Origin of the sequence: Flavobacterium sp. LC2016-01, assembly GCF_009711135.1 — a bacterium.
Taxonomy (GTDB): Bacteria; Bacteroidota; Bacteroidia; order Flavobacteriales; family Flavobacteriaceae; genus Flavobacterium.
This window is the reverse complement of record NZ_WMIC01000013.1, coordinates 75,782-93,792: the sequence shown is the minus strand read 5'-3', so window position 1 is coordinate 93,792 and position 18,011 is coordinate 75,782. Positions and strand designations below refer to the sequence as shown.

Here is an 18,011-nt window from a genome sequence, read left to right as displayed (position 1 = left end):
ATGTCATGGGATTAATGAAGGTGTTTTCGGGAAGTGAAGTTTTAGCAATTGCTTTACAGGAAAGATTAGAAGAAGCTGGAGTAGAAACAGTAAAAAAAGATAATATTCAATCAGCTCGTTTGGGAGGTTTTGGAGGAACAGATTTGGCAGTTGAGGTTTTTATTCAAGAAACCGATTTTGCAAAAGCAAATCCTGTTATTGAAGATTTCAGAATGAGTATTTAAATAGTATTCAGTGTTCAGCATTTAGTCACAGTTTCATGCTGTAATTGCAAACTGCGACTGAATACTAAATACTGAATACTGCAAACTAAAAAAAATGCAATATAAAATGTTAGTGCTCGACATGGATGACACCTTGTTGACAGACGATCATAGAATTTCAGATTTAAACAAAAAAGTATTATTAGAAGCTCAGGCGAAAGGAGTTTATGTGGTTTTGGCTTCAGGAAGGCCAACTTCGGCAATGACAGCTTACGCAAAAGAGCTTGAGTTAGACATAAACGATTCTTATATGATTTCGTTTAACGGAGCAATAATCAGCCGTGTAAAAGATGATCTTGTTTTATTTGAACAGAAATTAACTGTTGAACAAATTCACGAATTGTATGATTACAGCGTGAAAATGAATACACATATCATTACCTATTTAGATGATGAAATCATCAGCGAAACCGATTCTGAATTTATAGAAATCGAAAAAGAAATCACTGGGATGCCTCATCTTATGGTTTCTAGTTTTAAGAACTATGTTGACAGGCCAGCAGTAAAATGTATTCTGTTAAAAGAACCTTCTGAATTGAAGGAATTAGAAGCAGATTTGAAAGCTAAAATGCCACATTTAAGTGTTTCAATGTCAAAACCTTTTTTTCTTGAAGCAGCGCAGCAAGGAATTGATAAAGCAGCAAGTTTGAAATTTCTGGCAGATAAATTAGGAATTCTTCAAGAAGAAATTATTGCTGTTGGTAACGCAGGGAATGATTTGACGATGATCGAATATGCGGGTCTTGGCGTTTGGGTTGATAACGTGACGCCAGAACTGCGCGATAGAGCAGATTTGATTGTAGCCTCAAATAATGATGATGGGGTTGCTGAGGTTGTTCAAAAATATATTTTGAATTGATTTTCTTCTGATGAAAAATCCAATCGAAACCGAACGTTTACTTTTAAGAGAATTACTTCTCTCGGATGTTGATGGAATGTTTGAATTGGATTCTAATCCAAATGTGCATATTTTTCTCGGTAACAAACCCGTTACCACTATTGAACAAAGTGCAGCATACATCGAAAATCTTCATCAGCAATACAAAGATTTTGGAACTGGACGCTGGGCCGTTATTCTAAAAGAAACCAATGAATTTATTGGCTGGTCAGGCATAAAATTTATTACTGACGAGATTAATAACCATCAAAACTTTTACGAGATTGGTTATCGTTTTATTGAAAAACATTGGGGTAAAGGTTATGCAACCGAAGCAGGAAAAGCTTTTATTGATCATGCTTTCAACGAAATGAAAGTTGATTCTGTTTATGCCTACGCAGATGAAGGCAATCAAAATTCAAGGAAAATTCTCGAAAAACTAGGTTTACAGTTTGTAAACTCTTTTGAATATGAAGGAGAAACTGAAGTCTGGTACGAAATAAAAAATCCAAACTTATAATTTTCTAAGAAATGCGTTCCAAATCTTTGTAAACTTTAGAAAAGGTTGCAAAGATTTGGAAAACGTAGTTTCTTTTTATTATTTTTTAGCTACAGAAACAAAATATTTATTTCCGTCACCCATTGTTAATTTTACACGCTCGTCGCAAAGATCGATTGCATAAGCGGCACTTTCGTAACAGCTGCAAGTTGTGTTTTTGTCTTTAGACATTTCTGTTTTACAGTTGTTGTTTTTGAAAGTTGCTAATTGCGGTGTGTACAAACTAACTAAATCTGTAGAAGCTGTAACTAGCGAAATAATACTTGCTGAATTATTGTTCGTAATTCTGTAAACAATTCTGTCCGTATAATTTACTTCATTTACAGTTACTTTACGAATGTAAGTATAAGCAGTTGATTCTGCACCTGGTTCTTTAACTTCAAATTTAAAACCTACACCACGAATGGCAACATCAAATTGTTGCTGAGAGTTTAAACTTGCCCAAGTCGTTAAAGTACTAATCGATGGAAATGGATTTGTGGCTGGAGCAGCAGTTTGCGCTTGCGAGCTAAAAATGGCTAAGAACATCAAGCAGATTGTGGGTAAAAATGCTTTCATAAAGTGGTGGTATTTGTAATTGATTTTGCCTACTCTCTTTGGTTTTCGGCTTTCCCATTTCATTTTGTTACACAAAACAACAACATAACGATTGAATTTCAAAATTGTTATGTCCGATTTATTATTAAATTAATCAACACTTTCTATGATTTCTAAATCAGCCTAAATTCTAATGTAGAATCAAGTTATCGTAAATGTAAGATTTTTTGAATTTAAATTGCAAAAAAATGTATTTAATCGATGAAATTTGCACTTAATCGATAATTTTGTCATTTAATTCTTATTGAATTGTATAACGTAAAGTTCTAAAAAAATATTGTTTATCAAAATATTTAGTGAATTTAAGTGTATTTTATTTTTAATAAAGACAATTTGTTGAAACGAAGTCGATTATTGATTTTCTTTTACAAATATTGTTCGTAAATTTGCAACCTTAAATTTTTTGACAACGATTTCATTAATTTAAGAGAATTATGGAAAATAGAAAGAAAGTTGCCTTTTATACGCTGGGTTGTAAACTGAATTTTTCAGAGACTTCTACAATCGCCAGAAATTTCAATGACGAAGGTTTTGACCGCGTCGATTTCGAAGAAGTTGCCGATATTTACGTAATCAATACTTGTTCTGTTACAGATAATGCAGATAAACAGTTCAAGCAAGTTGTTAAAAAAGCCATGAAGCTTAATGACAAAGCTTTTGTCGCAGCAGTTGGCTGTTACGCGCAGTTAAAACCAGAAGAATTAGCCGCTGTTGATGGTGTCGATTTGGTTTTAGGAGCTACGGAAAAATTTAAAATCACCGATTATATTCATGATTTAAGCAAAAACGATATGGGTGAAGTTCACTCATGCGAAATTGCTGAAGCCGATTTTTACGTTGGAAGTTACTCAATTGGTGACAGAACACGTGCTTTCTTAAAAGTTCAGGATGGATGCGATTATAAATGTACGTATTGCACGATTCCGCTGGCAAGAGGAATTTCTAGAAGTGATGCTTTAGAAAATGTTCTTAAAAATGCCAAAGAAATCTCTGCTCAAAATATTCGTGAAATTGTTTTAACCGGTGTAAATATTGGTGATTACGGAAAAGGAGAATTCGGGAATAAAAAACACGAGCATACTTTTTTAGATTTAGTTCAGGCTTTAGATAAAGTCGAAGGAATCGAACGTTTAAGAATTTCGTCAATTGAGCCGAATTTATTGAAAAATGAAACTATCGAATTCGTTTCTAAAAGCCGCACTTTTGTACCTCATTTTCATATTCCGCTGCAATCAGGAAGCAATGATATTTTAAAATTAATGAAACGCCGTTATCTGCGTGAAGTTTATACTGAACGAGTAAGTAAAATTCGTGAAGTAATGCCGCATGCGTGTATTGGTGTCGATGTTATTGTAGGTTTTCCAGGTGAAACGGATGAACATTTTTTAGAAACGTATCATTTTTTAAATGATTTGGATATTTCTTATCTGCATGTTTTTACCTATTCAGAGAGAGATAATACAGAAGCAGTTGCTATGGACGGAGTTGTTCCGGCAAATGTTCGTGCAAAAAGAAGTAAAATGCTTCGCGGATTATCAGTTAAAAAGCGCCGTGCTTTTTACGAAAGCCAATTAGGAACTAAAAGAACTGTTCTTTTTGAAAGTGAAAATAAAGAAGGATACATTCACGGTTTTACCGAGAATTACGTAAAAGTAAAAACACCTTGGAATCCGGAATTAGTAAATACTTTACAAGAAATCAATTTAACTAAAATTGACGACGACGGAAGTGTTCGTATGGAGTTTGTAAATAAATTGGCGGAAGCTTAAAATATATTTGAAGTATTTTGTCATTCTGAGGAACGAAGAATCACACAAGAAACGCTACAAAGATTGGCGATTAAGCAGGCGGAATTACTGATGTGATTCTTCGTTCCTCAGAATGACAAATAAAAAAAAGCCCTTTTTAATTTAAAAAGGGCTTTTTTGCTTTTAATAATTATTCATTATCCTGAACCACTAATTTCAAAGAATTAATATAATCAGTATCAAATTCTATAACTCTGATTTTTTCTGGATTGAAACTTAATTCTCCGCCAAACTGACCTCTAATATCTAGAAAGTCAATCAAAAGTTCTTCTTCTGTCAAAGAAATCAATTTACCTAAATAAGCCGATTTAGCTGACTTTTTAGCAATTTGAAAAATACCGTTTTTGTTACTGATATAGTTTAAAATCGATTCCAAATCTTTAATCGGGATAATATCTTCAGAATTGATTTTTAAGCCTTTTAACCGAATTACTTTTTCGGTAAAAGCCAAATCATGATCGCGATTAACCGCTAGAATGTTTTTGTTTTTCAAAATCACAAAACCATCCAAAATAAAATCAACCGGATTATTTCGCAGTAAAATCCAGTCATCAGAATAGTCAATAAGAAATCCGGTAAAAACCTGTTTTTTATCCTCAAATTCTATTTCGACTAATTGTCTTAAATATTGTTCCATCGTATAAAGTTTTTTAAATTCCAAAAATTAAATTCCAAATTCCAATGGCTGTGTAAATTGGAATTTGGAATTTCAAAATTGGAATTTTTAAGGATTAGTAGACCAGATACTGCTGTTTTTAATAAATACTCTTCGGTTCAATTTCAGTTGTGCAATAATTAAATCTGCCATATCTTCAGACTGCATTACTTTTTCAGGATTTCCATCGGTTAATTTTAAATCAATGGCTAAATCTGTTGCTACAGTACTTGGCGTTAAAGCAGTAACACGAATGTTGTGTTTTCTCATTTCCTGCATCAAAGAATCGGTTAACCCTAAAACGGCAAATTTTGAGGCGCTGTATGCACTTGTCAAAGGATTTCCGTTTAAACCTGCAGTCGATGAAATATTAATGATGTCGCCTGTTTGTCTTTCAATCATGTTTGGAATAACGGCGCGTGTCGTGTAATACGTTCCCATTAAATTTACCTGAATGATTTTTTCCCAATTGCTTGGCTCTAATTCTAAGAATTTTCCAAAAGAAGCTATTCCGGCATTATTAATTAAAATGTCAATATTTTTAAATTCGGCGAAAGCTTTTTCAACAGCTGCGTTTATCGAATTCATATCTGAAACATCAGCTGCTAAAGCCAACGATTTTACGCCTAAATTATTAGTTTGATCGGCAAGCTGGTCAACATCCGCCTGAGTTCTTGCAACTAAAATTACATTTACACCTTCTTTGGCCAGTGCCAGTGCAATTGCTTTTCCAATTCCTTTTCCTGCTCCGGTAATTAGAGCGGTTTTATTTTTTAAGTCTGTCATGGTCGTATTTTTTGAAATGCAGAAAGCATCATTTGAGTTACACAAAAATACAGTTTTTGCTTCCTAAAATGATGCTTTAAATGCTTTCTTAATCTAAGTTTAACACCTTTTTTATTCCTTCAGAACCATATCAATGCACATTACAGCTCCTAAGATTAATTGTCTCAGCGGACTATCAGCAGCGATGGTATCTTCAATTTGAAGTACATAATTATCAGCACTTGTAAAAAACTCTTTTCCTAAGCCGGCCCATTTTTTACTTACCTGTGCTAATTGCTTATCTTCATGTGTGAATTTAAAATTCCAGCCCGTCCATTTTCCCTGAAGTGTTGCAACAGGTTTTTCGTTTTTATCCAAAATTTCAAATCGGCCACCAATGGAGAAAATCTTTTGTTTGAAAGTTCCAATTAGTCTGTCTTTTTCGTCCAGAACTTCAACAGTGGATCTGAATATGGCAACTCCTCTTTTTACTGTAATTAGTTTTTCGCCTGCAGCAGTTGTGATTTCAACATTAAAAGGAGTTGCTCTTTTATAATCGGTAAAACGTAAAACTTTGGTAAAAAATCCCAAGTTATTTTCACGACAGTTCATAATGATCTGATTGTTTTCTGGATTATAAATATCGTAATTGTTTGAGGCTTTAAACATTCCGACATGTTCTTTTACTAAAAATAGATTTTGGCTTAAAATTGGGTTCATATGCGTGTAAAATTGATTTTTAAATTGAGCCCAAATGTAATAAAATATCTATTAATTATATTGTTTTGCACCTTCCACCAAACGAATAAATTCCGCTTTGTAACCTTCACCATCATTTGAATTTCCCTGCTTTGCCAGTTTTACAATTTCTTCTGAAGATTTGTCTTTGATTAATTTTGAATCTCTCAATTTCAATCCAAACCAAGCTACGGCGGCACTAAATTTCATGTCATCGCTTGATTTTTCCAAAGCAACCGATTTGTTCGCAATTACCTGAACCATTTCGATGCTTTTATCGCCGTCAGGTTTTTTGTAACGGAATTTTATAGTCGCCAATTCATTATTATAATTGTTTGTATTAGGTTCAGTTTTAGTGTATTTCAAATCATCTGGCTGTTCGGCTAAATAATCACTTTTTACGCCAGCTGGAATAATTTCATACAAAGCCGTAACGGTATGATTGCTTCCTAATTCGCCCGCATCAATGGCATCGTTTTTAAAATCTTCTGGACGAAGTTTTCTGTTTTCATACCCAATCAAACGATACGCCTGCACTTGTTTTGGATTAAATTCGATCTGGATTTTTACATCTTTCGCGATGGCAAACATCGAACCTTTAAATTCTTTTCCTAAAAAACGATTTGCTTCTTGAATGTTATCGATGTAAGCATAATTTCCGTTTCCTTTATCGGCAAGAATTTCCATTTTGCTGTCTTTGTAATTCCCCATTCCGTAGCCTAAACAAGTCAGGAAAACGCCTGTTTTTCTTTTTTCTTCAATCAATTTTTCCATATCAGAATTAGAAGCACTTCCAACATTGAAATCTCCATCAGTTGCCAGAATCACACGGTTGTTTCCTCCTTTAATGAAATTTTCTGATGCAGTTTTATAGGCAAGTTTAATTCCTGCGCCTCCAGCTGTACTGCCACCAGATTGCAATTGGTCTAAAGCATCAATAATTGTTTTTTTCTCGTCTCCAGAAGTTGGCGGTAAAACCATTCCTGCAGCGCCGGCATAAACGACAATCGCAACTTTATCTTTTGGACGTAATTCGTTTACCAATATTTTTAAAGATTGTTTTAATAAAGGCAATTTATTCATGTCGCTCATGGATCCCGAAACATCAATTAAAAAAACAAGGTTTGAAGCCGGCAAATCATTTGTTGGAATATTTTTTCCCTGTAAACCAATTTTCAAGATTTTATTATTTGAGTTCCAAGGCGAATCACTTACTTCAGTATTTATAGAAAACGGATTTTCATCTTTTGGCTGAGGATAAGTGTATTTGAAAAAATTTACCATTTCTTCAACACGAACTGCATCTTTAGGTACTTGTTGTCCGTTGTTTAAAAAACGCCTGATATTCGTGTACGACGCATTATCAACATCAATCGAAAAAGTAGAAAGTGGCGCTGTTTTTGGACTTTCAAAAGCATTTTCGACAAAAGAATCATAATCTTCCTGAGTTGGTTCAGCCGGAATTGGCGTAATTATATTTAATTTTTTATCTAATTCCTTTTCTGTAAGGTTTTTATAGATTTCATTTTTGGTTGAAATTACGACAACGCCATTTGAAGCTTTACTTCCATAAATTGAAGTTGCATCTACATCTTTTAGAACTTTTAAATCTTTAATGTCACTTGGATTAATTTTAGCCATTTGATTGGATTTAGCTAAAACTCCATCAATGATATACAAAGGTTCATTTTTTGGTGAAAGAGTTGCATTTCCACGAATTATAACTGTTGGACTTGGATTTGCAACATATCCAACATTACTTTGAACTGCTACTCCAGCCACTTTTCCTTGAAGCCCTTTCGAAATTTCTCTTTTTTCTTTTCTTCTTTCGGCTCGTGCATAACTTCGGTCTTCATATTCTGAAGTACTTGTTCCATAACCCACAACTACAACTTCATTCAAGGTCTGAGCATCTGAGAAAAGTTGAATATTGATCGTGTTTGAATTTTGAACCTTTTGCCTTTGCGTTTTGTATCCAATATATTGAAAAATAAGCATATCTCCTGTTTTAGCTTGAATGCTGTATTGGCCGTCAAAATTAGTTACCGCAGCTGCTTTTGAGGTTTCATTGATAATATTAGCGCCTGGAATGGGCTGTTTTGTTTCATCTGAAACAATTCCAGTGATAGTTCTTTCTTGCGCCATACTTATGAAACATATAAGCATAGCAATGGCTGATGAAATAAGTTTTAGACTTTTCATGATAATAAGTTTTAAAATTAATTTTCGGATTTTGCTTTGTCAAAGCTGCAGACTTTGACAAAGCTTGGAATTATTTCCTCGGAGTTGGTTTTCCTGTTTTTGTGGTAATTATGACAACCCCTTTTTTGCCTTTTTCGCCGTACTTTTCAGTAGCTTCAAGGTCTTGTAAAATAGTTATTGTTTTAATGTCCTGCTGATTTAACGGTGCATACGGGCTTGTAGGGTTTTTGCCGAATAAATCATTTTCTGAATAATATACGCCATCAATAATGTAAAGCGGTTCGTCAAGAATTACTAATGATTCTACATTTTCAGGCTCTAAATTTTTCATTTCTGCCTGCATCATTTTATCTCTTTTTACGTCATCATTATGAGCCATCGCATTGCCGTTTAAGATTACTAAAGGCGCGCTTTTTTTAGCTTTTGATGCTTGTTTGTCAGCAAAAGCAACTTTTGCTGCTTCTTTTTCAGGATAACCAATATAGCCAACTTGAGAGTTGTTTTCTTTTTTAGAAACTACGTCGTCACTTTCTTCTTCAGCGCTTTCTTCTTCAGCAACTACAGTTACAGCTTGGGTTCCAACGCTAATTGGCGCAGATACTAGAGCTTCAGTGTTTGAACTAGAGCCTGTTGTTTCTTGAATTGCAACGCTTTCTTTATGTTTTATCTGGTTTTCTAAAATTGCTTTACCTTCTTCTTTTGTAACTAATTTTGAATCTGATGAAACGGGTGCACTATTTTCTTCTGTCCAATTATTTTTAGTTGTTTGATTTTGTGTGTCCTTGGTTACAACTTGATCAGCGTTTTGTATGCTTTCATTTTTATCTGTTTTCAGAAATTGATAACCTAAAGAGATTACTAATAAAAGAGAAGCGGCAACTGCAATTTTTTTCCAGAGCGAAATGGTTTTTTTATCTTCTTTTTTGTCGAGTTTGTTTTCAACGCGCGACCAGACTTTTTCCATTCCCGGAAAATCTTGGGCGGGTGCATTTTCAGCAGCTTCTTTAAATTTATCGAATATTTTATCTTGATTGTCCATGACTATTTTGCTTTTTGATAATACAATTTATTAACCAGATCTTTTAGTTTGGTTTTCGCGGCGTTCAATTGTGATTTCGAAGTGCCTTCTGAGATATTCAGCATTGCCGCTATTTCCTTATGTCCAAAACCTTCGATAACAAAAAGGTTAAAAACAGTTTTACAGCCATCCGGAATATGGTTTAATAAATTGAGTAAATCCTCTTCTTCCAGTGCGCTCATTTCCTCAGTAAAAGGCTGTGAAAGCACTTTTACATCATCAAGATACATATTGAAATTCGTGTTTTTCTTGATGGTTGCCAAACAGTGATTAACCGTGATTTTTCTGCACCAGGCTTCAAAAGCTTTGTCTTCTTTGAGCTGTTCCAGTTTCGTGAAAATAGTATAGAAAGCGTCGGCCAGAGCTTCTTCAATTTCTTCTTCTTTTTTCAAGTATCGTTTGCAGACGCGATACAGCTTTGGAGCCATATGCTCATAAACCTGACGCTGCGCATCGCGGTTCATTTTTTTGCAGTTAGAAATTAGTGTTTCGTTTATCACAATGTTGGTCTTTATTTATAAAGAGAGCGAAAAAGATAAAAAGGTTGGGATGAAGATGAAATAAATATAAAAATAATTTAAATTAGTTTGTAAACTGTTGTTTTTGTGGGTTTTATTTCGAATTTGATTTTTTATGTTTTTGCTGTCAAAAGAAGCAAGTCCCATAAAAAATGACAGACAATCAGGATTTTAATGTTTCTGTATTTCTCGTATTGAATAGCAAATACAAGTCCGATAACAATTGGTCCAATCACATTCAGTAATGTTCCATAACCAATATGGAGCAATCCAAACAGAACGCTGGAAATGATTATAGCTGGAATTTTGTTTTTAAAAAGCAGTTCCAGTCTTGGCAATAAATAACCTCTGAAAATTAATTCTTCGGTAATGCCAGCCGTTACGCAGGTGAAAAAAAGTAAAAAATAACTCTTTTTAAAAAGGGCTAAAGCTTTTTGCAATACGGCGCTTTCTGCAGTTATATTAAACAACATGATTAAAAGACCAGTAATATAAACCGCTACAAATAATTTTATGAATGTTATAACTAATGCTTTTGCGAAAGAAGGAAATGGATAATTTGTTTCTTTCCAAAGTAAAAAAGGCTGTTTTTCTATTTTTAACGAATATAAGAATAACAGCAAAAGCGAAATCCAAATGGCAAATCTCGAAATGTAGAATAGAATTTCTTTGCTGATTCCTAGACCTTTGAATAATAAAGGAGAATATAGCGCCAGAACCGGAAGAAGTACAGAAATTATAATACTGCTAATTAAGAGTGGTTTTTTGGCAGAGTTTGAAATGTTGAGCATTTATTTTGGTTGTAGGTTTTGAGGCTTAGATTTTGATTTTTTTACAATTTCATCATTTCGACAAAATGAAAATTAATTTAGAAATTGGTTTCTTTCGATTTATCAATTTCGAAAGGAACTAATTTGCCATTTTCCCATTTATTAATTCGTCGTTTTACTTTTCTGAATTTATAAGAATAATCCAATTCATCTGTATAAATTATTCTATCTTTTAGAACAGGATTCATGTTGGCTAAATCCCTGGTTTCCTTATGCTCTTCAAGTTTTTTTGTTTTAGGATTGATGATGAACAGATGTCCTAGTGACAATGGCCAACCATTGGAAACCGTTTCTTGTAAATAAATATCGGTTTGTCCGTCAAAATTGTAATCTTTGTAATAGATGTCGAATTGAATTGGATGCGCTTCGATATTATTTTGTTGATCATTTTTAATCCATTTTCCATTGCGCTTTGTATATAATTCTATAGTATAAATGCTATCCGTTGGGCAAGAAACGATAATAGCATTTTTTTCTTTTTTAGATAATAGATAACCGGATTTAAAATATATAAATGGTTCCCAATTCTCAAACTCCAACGTGTCTTTTTTAATTGCTTTTGCAAGTAACGTTGCTACAGCTTCTTCCGCAGTATTTGTTTGGGAAGTTTTATAAGTTGATTTTTTCGGACTATTTTCTAAATTTTTGTTTTGATCTTTTTTACAAGAAAGAAAGCAAATATAAATGGATAAAATTAAAATGTATCTTTTTTTCATTTCCGAGTGATTATCATAAATGCTTAAACTTTGCGTAACTCTTATTTAACCGGCAAAGTCAACTTAAAAATCTTAGTTTCTAAAACATCCGTATCATTATCTTCACAAAGTAAAAACTCAATTTTGTTGTTTTCTTTTTTGTAGAAAGTCAAACCTTCAAATTTATTAGTTGAAGTTATTTTTTGAGTAAAATCGATTTTCATGGTTTTAAGATCTATTCTTCCAATGAAACTTCCTAGAATTTCGCCGTCGTCGTAAGTTGATTTTGTGTCTTCGGCAGTTGAAAGGAAATAGATTTTGTCTTCGACCAAAATCGCGTCTGTAAAACTGGAACGAACGCCTTTTATTTTTGGCAGTTTATAATTGACCGAAATTAAAGCAAATTCTTCTCCAAGACTTTTGGCATGAATGGTAAAAATGGTGTTTTTGTTTGAAATTCCGTTTCCGCGATTGAATAAATACCAGTTTTCGCCGTCAAAAATTGCACCTTCTAAATTGAAATCTTCTGGTTTTATTTCGCCGAAACTTTGCATCAAAGCGTATATATCAACCAAATTATTTTTCTGTAAAACCTTTTTGTTTTTAAGATCAAATTCAATCATTTTGTTTCGGTTTTCGGTTGAACCGGAACCAAAAACATATAAAGTATCATTATGATTTGTAATAGATTCAAAATCGGGTTTTAAGTTTTTGGGAATATTTTGCGTTGGATTATCAATTAAAGGATGTTGATTTAATTGCTGATTCTGCATGTTGTATTCGTACAGAAATCCGCTGTTGTCGCCAATAACGTAAAGTGCATCATTATTATAAAATAATCCTGATGCTGATCCGATTCCGATGATTTGAAATAATATTTCTAATGTGAATTTTTCCATGAATGTTGTTTTGAAAATGATTGCCTAGCCCTGATAGTAATGGAAATACTTTGAAAAGAAATTGTATTTTTTCCTGACAGAACAAAGCGACCAGCGGAAGCTCTTGTTATGGCTTTGGAAAAAAGCAATTTATTGAAAAGTATTGCAATGAATAGCAGGAATATGCTTGGTAAAATTACTATATTTATGATACAAAAAATTAAAATATGAAATCGCTATTTCAAAAAAGTCATTAAAAATAAATAACGAGAAAGCGATAACATATTTTACCTCTTAAAAATATAATCAAAAAATATGAAATCAATAGACCCGAAAGATTTTAAAGTTACAGATAAAATAAAATTAAAAAAGATTCCGACTTTATTAAATATCGATGCAGATGATGATGAAAAGGAAGAAAAACTGGATAAGGTTCAGGCAAAATTGAGCGATTTGCAGGATGTTATGTATGCGCACAATAAATATGGGGTTTTGATTTGTCTTCAAGGAATGGATACTTCGGGAAAAGACAGTTTGATTCGGGAAGTTTTTAAAGAATTTAATCCGCGTGGAGTAGTGGTTCATAGTTTCAAAACGCCAAATTCAAGCGAATTGGAACACGATTATTTATGGCGCCATTATGTTGCTTTGCCAGAAAAAGGAAAGTTTGCGATTTTTAATAGAACGCATTATGAGAATGTTTTGGTAACGCGTGTTCATCCGGAATATATTTTGGGTGAGAATTTGCCGGGTATTAATTCGGTTGAGGATATTACGCCTGATTTTTGGGAAAATAGAATTAAGCAGATTAATAATTTTGAAAAACATATTTCGCAGAACGGAACTATTGTCATGAAATTTTATCTGCATTTGAGTAAAGAGGAGCAAAGAGAACGTTTGCTGCGTCGTTTGGAAGAAGGAAAACACAATTGGAAATTTTCGCCCGGCGATTTGAAAGAACGCGAACATTGGGACGAATATCAAAAGTACTACGAAGAAGCGATCAACCAAACGTCTAAAGAACATGCGCCTTGGTATATTGTTCCGGCTGATGATAAAGAAATGGCACGCTATATTGTAGCCAAAATTATTTGGGAAGAAATGCAAAAATATACTGATATTAAAGAACCGGAATTGGACGAAAAAATAAAGGCCAATTTTGAGCTTTATAAAGAACAATTAAAAAAAGAGTCTTGAAGTAAGGCTCTTTTTTTTGTTTGAATGTTATTGAAAGTTTATGAGTATTTTGTATTACTAAATTATTGTTAATTTTTTTGTCGATATATTCTTCTTGTGGTAAAAGTCTTGTTTTTTTGATAATATCTAAATGATTTTCAGTTAAAATGGTAGGATTTACTTTGTAAAAAATAAAATAAACCACTTTAACTTATGAAACGAATTATTCTACCTTTAATTATTTTAGGTTCGATGGTTACATCTTGTAACAACGATTCTAAGGATGACACTGTACCAACAAGTGTTGTATTGAAAGATCAATCTGTAACGCCAAGTTTATTGAAAGCGCAGGCAGGATTTGAAAGTTTAAAAATTTATTCTCTTTTTAGTTCAGATGATGTTTTTCCAGACAGTCCAAGTTTTGTTTTTGGAGGTTCTGCAGATGGTTCTGGTTTATTAAAAAACACTGACGAAACATTTACTTTTTTAGTGAACAACGAAGATAATTTTGCGGTTTCAAGAATTACTTTAGACAAAACATTCAAACCTACAAAAGGGGAATATTTGCTGAATTCAAGCGGAGGAACTTGGAGATTGTGTGGTGCAACTATGGCTACACAGGCAGAACATGGTTTTGGCCCAGTGTATTTGACTTGTGGAGAATCTGGTGAAGAATCTCGTACACATGCTTTAGATCCTTACGCAAGTGCTGGAAATGCTTCAGTATCAAAAGAATTATCTGGATTTGGCCGATTAAGTGCCGAAAATGCTTTGCCATTGCGTTCTAGTGCCTACAAAGGCAAAACAGTTGTTGTAATTGGTGATGACGATTCTGGAACTTACGGAGGTCAGGTTTTTATGTATGTATCGAATACTGTGGGTGATTTGACTAATGGCTCTTTATACATGCTGAAAAGAAATGACGACAATCAAAGAGAGAAAGATATGGAAGTTAGTCAAACGTATTCCGTTTCTTTTGTAAAAATCGATAATCATACAACGCTTACAGGCGCTCAGATTAATGCAGCGGTAAATACTTTGAAAGCAGTCAAATTTGGCCGTGTAGAAGATTTGGATTACCGAAAAGGTGGTGACAATGCAGACCGTGAATTGTATTTTAACGTAACTGGACAAGCTACAACAGGAACAAATGCTGATGGTTCAAGAACGAAATACGGCAGAGTTTACAGATTAAAACTTGATGCTGCTGATCCTTTAAAAGGTACTTTGGAAGTTATTTTGGACGGAGATAACAGAAGCGGAATTGCAGGTAAATTTCAAAATCCAGATAATATCTGTGTGACTAAAAACTACGTTTACGTGCAGGAAGATGCAAACGGATATGGAGACGAAACGCATGATGCTTATATTTATCAATACAACATTGCTACAAAAGATTTAAAAGTTGTAGTTGAATTAGATCACCGCCGTACTGCTGCTGATGCTGCAAAATACAATGTTGGAGGTACTTCAAAATTTGGTGATTGGGAATATGGCGCTTTGATTGACGTTTCTGATCAGGTAGGAATTGCGGATACTTTTATGTTAAGTGTACAGCCGCATACTTGGACTGGTGCAAAATATAAAGGAGTTGATGGCGGAACAAACCGTCCAAACGAACAGCAGGCAAGTCAAATTGTTGTCATTAAAGGTTTAGCGAGATAAAGTTTAAATCATTAAAAAACAGTTATCCACTATTTCAATTTTGAGATAGTGGTTTCTGTTTTTAGGATTATACCTCTTTTTAATTGTCATAAAATCATGAAAAAAATATATGGTCTGCTGTTCTTGGTGCTCTTTGCTAGTTGTGAAAAAAAGAGCAAACATCAGGAAATAAATGAATTGTTTCAGGCAGATATTACTTTGTTAATTGAGAAAGTAGCCAAGCTGAAATATTCTGTTCAGGAAGATTCGACTGAAGCACAAATTCAGAGACAGTTTCTGGAAGCGCATCAAAGCTACAAAAAGGTCGAAATGATAAGTGAGTATTATTCGCCCGCGGTTTCAAAATCGATTAATGGTCCTGCGATAAGTGAATTTGAGGAAAATGATAAAGTAACAGTTCCGCCAGAAGGATTTCAGGTTATTGAGGAATTGGTTTTTCCAAAATACAGCAAAGCCAGTAAAAAAGAATTAATTCAGGAATTGGGAGTTTTATCGGCCAATTTGATTCGGTTAGAAAAAGTTTCAAGTTCCAATGAATTAACGGATGCACATGTTTTTGATGCCATGAGATTAGAAGTTTATAGAATCATAACTTTAGGAATTACAGGTTTTGATTCTCCCGTTGTTCTTAATTCGCTTCCTGAAGCTCAGGTTGCATTAGAAACAATCGAAAAATATTATCGCATTTATACTGAAAATCAAAATGGAGGAAATTCTAAAAAAGTACTTCAGATTTTAGAAAAAGGAAAAAAATATTTAAAATCGAATACCAATTTTAATGCTTTTGACCGTGCTTATTTTATCAGTGAAATTTTAAATCCGTTAAGCAGAGGACTTTTTAAAACACAGGCTGAATTAGGAATTCCGTTAATGAAAGAACAGCGTGGCTTAAAAGTTACGGCTCAGACTTTATTTGATCAAGATGTTTTTGATGCCGAGGCTTTTTCGGGATTTCCAGACTATAAAACAACACCAGAAAAAATTGCGCTAGGCAAAAAACTGTTTAATGATCCAATTCTGTCCGGAAATAATACACGTTCCTGCGCGTCTTGTCATCACGCAGATAAAGCATTTACAGACGGATTAGAAAGAGCGGTTTCATTAGATGGAAAATCGATGATTCAGCGCAATACGCCAACGCTTGCGAATATTGCTTTTCAGCGTGTGTTTTTTGCAGATTCAAGAGTTAGTTACCTCGAAGATCAAGCTGTCGCGGTTATTAAAAATGAAAACGAAATGCACGGATCGCTGGAAAAATCGGTTTTGGTATTAAAACAAAATACTGCTTATGCGGAGTCTTTCAAGAAAGCTTTTCCAAAAGGAGAAATAAACGAATTTGCAATCAAAAATGCTTTAGGCTCTTACATACGTTCGTTAAGTCATTACGATTCTAAATTTGACCGTGTGATGCAAAACAAAATAGTTTTTACTCCCGATGAAAAAGCAGGCTTTAATTTATTTGCCGGAAAAGCAAAATGCGCAACGTGTCATTTTATTCCGCTGACAAATGGAACTGTTCCTCCAAATTTTGACCGATCTGAAAGTGAAATTTTAGGTGTTCCCAGCAGAAATAAAAAACTCGACGGCGACTTGGGAAAATTTGTAATTACACAGGCAGCCATTCATAAAAATTCATTTAAAACACCAACTATCCGAAACATTGAACTTACAGCACCATACATGCATAACGGAGTTTATAAAACGCTGGAAGAAGTTATAGATTTTTATAATGAAGGCGGCGGACTTGGTTTAGGATTTGATGTTCCTAATCAGACTTTGCCAGAAGACAAATTAAATTTAACCGATAAGGAAAAAAAGCAATTAATTGATTTTATGAAGACTTTGACGGATAAAAAATATTCTGAATAGTTAATTAGATAATGTGTCAATTTGATAATTAGATAATTTTTCATCTTTGTCAAAGTTTTAAACTTTGACAAAGATTTCTTAATCAAAATCTAAAACAAACCCGACAGGTTTTTAAAACCTGTCGGGTTTACTATTCTATAAAAACACCAAACCCGGCAGACTGTGCAATCTGCCGGGTTCATACCAAAAACAAAAAATAAATTAAACCTTAATTTTTATAAGTCAAAACCATAAGCAACACGCAATGCTACCTGATTGGTTTTGAAATCGTGATAATCTTCGTAACGTACGCTCAAATCGATAGATTTAGTAGCGTATCCAATTCCCGGCGCCCATAAAAAAGTAGTTTTGTCATAACCATTTGTCACTGCAAAACCGGCACCTACTTCACCTAAAACGTAAAATTGGTCTTCCCAAATAAAAGCTTTAAAACCAGCTTTTGCAGGAATAAATCCAAGATCTTTGATGTTATTTCCAAGATCATCTTTACCCATAAATAAATTAGTAAAACCTGTTGTTAAGGTTAATGATGTTCTTTTCGATAAATCATATTGTAAACGAACATCTCCTCCAAGTGACCAATCATAGTCATTATCTGTTGGAATTCCTCCGTTTAAACCAATACCTAATTTAAAACCCTGATCGTAATTTGTTGCTGCGTTGTCTTGAGCGAAAGTTGTGTTAGCGGATAAAAAAGCAAATGCAGCGAGGCAGATAATTTGTAATTTTTTCATGGCAAATATTTTTGAATTATTAATAATGTAAAAGTATAATCAAGGGCTTTTGGGCTTGTTATATAATTTTTAAAAATCGTTACATAATATTAGGGTGTGCTTAA

General features: G+C 33.6%; 18 protein-coding genes. 7 read left to right on the top strand and 11 right to left on the bottom strand.

What is annotated here, in order from left to right:
• Positions 1–5 precede the first annotated feature (5 nt).
• The 3 genes from GKZ88_RS21365 (at position 6) to GKZ88_RS21355 (ending at position 1,660) form a co-directional block, all read left to right on the top strand.
• Complete coding sequence (locus tag GKZ88_RS21365; RefSeq protein WP_026727963.1) at positions 6–224, top strand: DUF2007 domain-containing protein; 219 nt, start codon at positions 6–8, stop codon at positions 222–224.
• 94 nt (positions 225–318) lie between these two features.
• Positions 319–1,122 carry a Cof-type HAD-IIB family hydrolase gene (locus GKZ88_RS21360; protein ID WP_155104332.1) on the top strand — a complete coding sequence of 268 codons (804 nt, stop codon included), beginning with the start codon at positions 319–321 and terminating at the stop codon, positions 1,120–1,122.
• A gap of 10 nt (positions 1,123–1,132) precedes the next feature.
• Positions 1,133–1,660 (top strand): GNAT family N-acetyltransferase, encoded by a 528-nt coding sequence (locus GKZ88_RS21355; RefSeq protein WP_155104331.1) that lies wholly within the window; start codon positions 1,133–1,135, stop codon positions 1,658–1,660.
• A gap of 78 nt (positions 1,661–1,738) precedes the next feature.
• On the opposite strand, the gene GKZ88_RS21350 is transcribed toward GKZ88_RS21355, so the two are convergent.
• Positions 1,739–2,257, bottom strand: coding sequence for a hypothetical protein (locus GKZ88_RS21350; protein WP_155104330.1), 519 nt, complete (start codon positions 2,255–2,257; stop codon positions 1,739–1,741).
• A 473-nt stretch (positions 2,258–2,730) separates the two neighbouring features.
• Between GKZ88_RS21350 and mtaB the strand changes: the two genes are divergently transcribed.
• Entirely contained in the window at positions 2,731–4,065 is a 1,335-nt protein-coding gene (gene mtaB / locus GKZ88_RS21345) for a tRNA (N(6)-L-threonylcarbamoyladenosine(37)-C(2))-methylthiotransferase MtaB (RefSeq protein WP_155104329.1), read from the top strand.
• Positions 4,066–4,234: 169 nt separating this feature from the next.
• Here the strand turns inward: mtaB and GKZ88_RS21340 are convergent, their stop codons facing one another.
• The 9 genes from GKZ88_RS21340 to GKZ88_RS21300 all read right to left on the bottom strand — a co-directional run bounded on the left by GKZ88_RS21340 (position 4,235) and on the right by GKZ88_RS21300 (position 12,484).
• A complete protein-coding gene (locus GKZ88_RS21340) occupies positions 4,235–4,741 on the bottom strand; it encodes a hypothetical protein (protein WP_155104328.1) in 507 nt (168 codons plus the stop codon).
• 87 nt (positions 4,742–4,828) lie between these two features.
• Positions 4,829–5,545, bottom strand: a complete 717-nt coding sequence (locus GKZ88_RS21335) for a 3-ketoacyl-ACP reductase (RefSeq protein WP_155104327.1) — start codon at positions 5,543–5,545, stop codon at positions 4,829–4,831.
• Between the two features lie 111 nt (positions 5,546–5,656).
• Positions 5,657–6,244 (bottom strand): phospholipid scramblase-related protein, encoded by a 588-nt coding sequence (locus GKZ88_RS21330; RefSeq protein ID WP_155104326.1) that lies wholly within the window; start codon positions 6,242–6,244, stop codon positions 5,657–5,659.
• A gap of 51 nt (positions 6,245–6,295) precedes the next feature.
• Positions 6,296–8,464: a VWA domain-containing protein gene (locus tag GKZ88_RS21325; protein WP_155104325.1), complete on the bottom strand. Its 2,169-nt coding sequence runs from the start codon at positions 8,462–8,464 to the stop codon at positions 6,296–6,298.
• 70 nt (positions 8,465–8,534) lie between these two features.
• Positions 8,535–9,503, bottom strand: a complete 969-nt coding sequence (locus GKZ88_RS21320) for a hypothetical protein (protein WP_155104324.1) — start codon at positions 9,501–9,503, stop codon at positions 8,535–8,537.
• 2 nt (positions 9,504–9,505) lie between these two features.
• On the bottom strand, positions 9,506–10,006 hold the full coding sequence (locus GKZ88_RS21315) for a sigma-70 family RNA polymerase sigma factor (protein WP_155104323.1): 501 nt from the start codon (positions 10,004–10,006) through the stop codon (positions 9,506–9,508).
• A gap of 167 nt (positions 10,007–10,173) precedes the next feature.
• Positions 10,174–10,851 carry a type II CAAX endopeptidase family protein gene (locus tag GKZ88_RS21310; protein ID WP_155104322.1) on the bottom strand — a complete coding sequence of 226 codons (678 nt, stop codon included), beginning with the start codon at positions 10,849–10,851 and terminating at the stop codon, positions 10,174–10,176.
• Between the two features lie 77 nt (positions 10,852–10,928).
• Positions 10,929–11,606 (bottom strand): hypothetical protein, encoded by a 678-nt coding sequence (locus tag GKZ88_RS21305; protein ID WP_155104321.1) that lies wholly within the window; start codon positions 11,604–11,606, stop codon positions 10,929–10,931.
• A gap of 41 nt (positions 11,607–11,647) precedes the next feature.
• Positions 11,648–12,484: a hypothetical protein gene (locus GKZ88_RS21300; protein ID WP_155104320.1), complete on the bottom strand. Its 837-nt coding sequence runs from the start codon at positions 12,482–12,484 to the stop codon at positions 11,648–11,650.
• Between the two features lie 294 nt (positions 12,485–12,778).
• Between GKZ88_RS21300 and GKZ88_RS21295 the strand changes: the two genes are divergently transcribed.
• The 3 genes from GKZ88_RS21295 to GKZ88_RS21285 all read left to right on the top strand — a co-directional run bounded on the left by GKZ88_RS21295 (position 12,779) and on the right by GKZ88_RS21285 (position 17,173).
• Positions 12,779–13,660, top strand: coding sequence for a PPK2 family polyphosphate kinase (locus GKZ88_RS21295; RefSeq protein WP_155104319.1), 882 nt, complete (start codon positions 12,779–12,781; stop codon positions 13,658–13,660).
• Positions 13,661–13,852: 192 nt separating this feature from the next.
• A complete protein-coding gene (locus GKZ88_RS21290) occupies positions 13,853–15,304 on the top strand; it encodes a hypothetical protein (RefSeq protein WP_155104318.1) in 1,452 nt (483 codons plus the stop codon).
• A gap of 96 nt (positions 15,305–15,400) precedes the next feature.
• Positions 15,401–17,173: a cytochrome c peroxidase gene (locus GKZ88_RS21285; protein ID WP_155104317.1), complete on the top strand. Its 1,773-nt coding sequence runs from the start codon at positions 15,401–15,403 to the stop codon at positions 17,171–17,173.
• 215 nt (positions 17,174–17,388) lie between these two features.
• Here the strand turns inward: GKZ88_RS21285 and GKZ88_RS21280 are convergent, their stop codons facing one another.
• Entirely contained in the window at positions 17,389–17,907 is a 519-nt protein-coding gene (locus tag GKZ88_RS21280; protein WP_155104316.1) for a hypothetical protein, read from the bottom strand.
• Positions 17,908–18,011 lie beyond the last annotated feature (104 nt).

Excerpts from the sequence above, each read along its gene's own strand:
- GKZ88_RS21365 (WP_026727963.1), top strand. The coding sequence starts at position 6 with ATGGGATTAATGAAGGTGTTTTCGGGAAGTGAAGTTTTAGCAATTGCT.
- GKZ88_RS21360 (WP_155104332.1), top strand. The coding sequence starts at position 319 with ATGCAATATAAAATGTTAGTGCTCGACATGGATGACACCTTGTTGACA.
- GKZ88_RS21355 (WP_155104331.1), top strand. The coding sequence starts at position 1,133 with ATGAAAAATCCAATCGAAACCGAACGTTTACTTTTAAGAGAATTACTT.
- GKZ88_RS21350 (WP_155104330.1), bottom strand. The coding sequence starts at position 2,257 with ATGAAAGCATTTTTACCCACAATCTGCTTGATGTTCTTAGCCATTTTT.
- mtaB (WP_155104329.1), top strand. The coding sequence starts at position 2,731 with ATGGAAAATAGAAAGAAAGTTGCCTTTTATACGCTGGGTTGTAAACTG.
- GKZ88_RS21340 (WP_155104328.1), bottom strand. The coding sequence starts at position 4,741 with ATGGAACAATATTTAAGACAATTAGTCGAAATAGAATTTGAGGATAAA.
- GKZ88_RS21335 (WP_155104327.1), bottom strand. The coding sequence starts at position 5,545 with ATGACAGACTTAAAAAATAAAACCGCTCTAATTACCGGAGCAGGAAAA.
- GKZ88_RS21330 (WP_155104326.1), bottom strand. The coding sequence starts at position 6,244 with ATGAACCCAATTTTAAGCCAAAATCTATTTTTAGTAAAAGAACATGTC.
- GKZ88_RS21325 (WP_155104325.1), bottom strand. The coding sequence starts at position 8,464 with ATGAAAAGTCTAAAACTTATTTCATCAGCCATTGCTATGCTTATATGT.
- GKZ88_RS21320 (WP_155104324.1), bottom strand. The coding sequence starts at position 9,503 with ATGGACAATCAAGATAAAATATTCGATAAATTTAAAGAAGCTGCTGAA.
- GKZ88_RS21315 (WP_155104323.1), bottom strand. The coding sequence starts at position 10,006 with ATGAACCGCGATGCGCAGCGTCAGGTTTATGAGCATATGGCTCCAAAG.
- GKZ88_RS21310 (WP_155104322.1), bottom strand. The coding sequence starts at position 10,851 with ATGCTCAACATTTCAAACTCTGCCAAAAAACCACTCTTAATTAGCAGT.
- GKZ88_RS21305 (WP_155104321.1), bottom strand. The coding sequence starts at position 11,606 with ATGAAAAAAAGATACATTTTAATTTTATCCATTTATATTTGCTTTCTT.
- GKZ88_RS21300 (WP_155104320.1), bottom strand. The coding sequence starts at position 12,484 with ATGGAAAAATTCACATTAGAAATATTATTTCAAATCATCGGAATCGGA.
- GKZ88_RS21295 (WP_155104319.1), top strand. The coding sequence starts at position 12,779 with ATGAAATCAATAGACCCGAAAGATTTTAAAGTTACAGATAAAATAAAA.
- GKZ88_RS21290 (WP_155104318.1), top strand. The coding sequence starts at position 13,853 with ATGAAACGAATTATTCTACCTTTAATTATTTTAGGTTCGATGGTTACA.
- GKZ88_RS21285 (WP_155104317.1), top strand. The coding sequence starts at position 15,401 with ATGAAAAAAATATATGGTCTGCTGTTCTTGGTGCTCTTTGCTAGTTGT.
- GKZ88_RS21280 (WP_155104316.1), bottom strand. The coding sequence starts at position 17,907 with ATGAAAAAATTACAAATTATCTGCCTCGCTGCATTTGCTTTTTTATCC.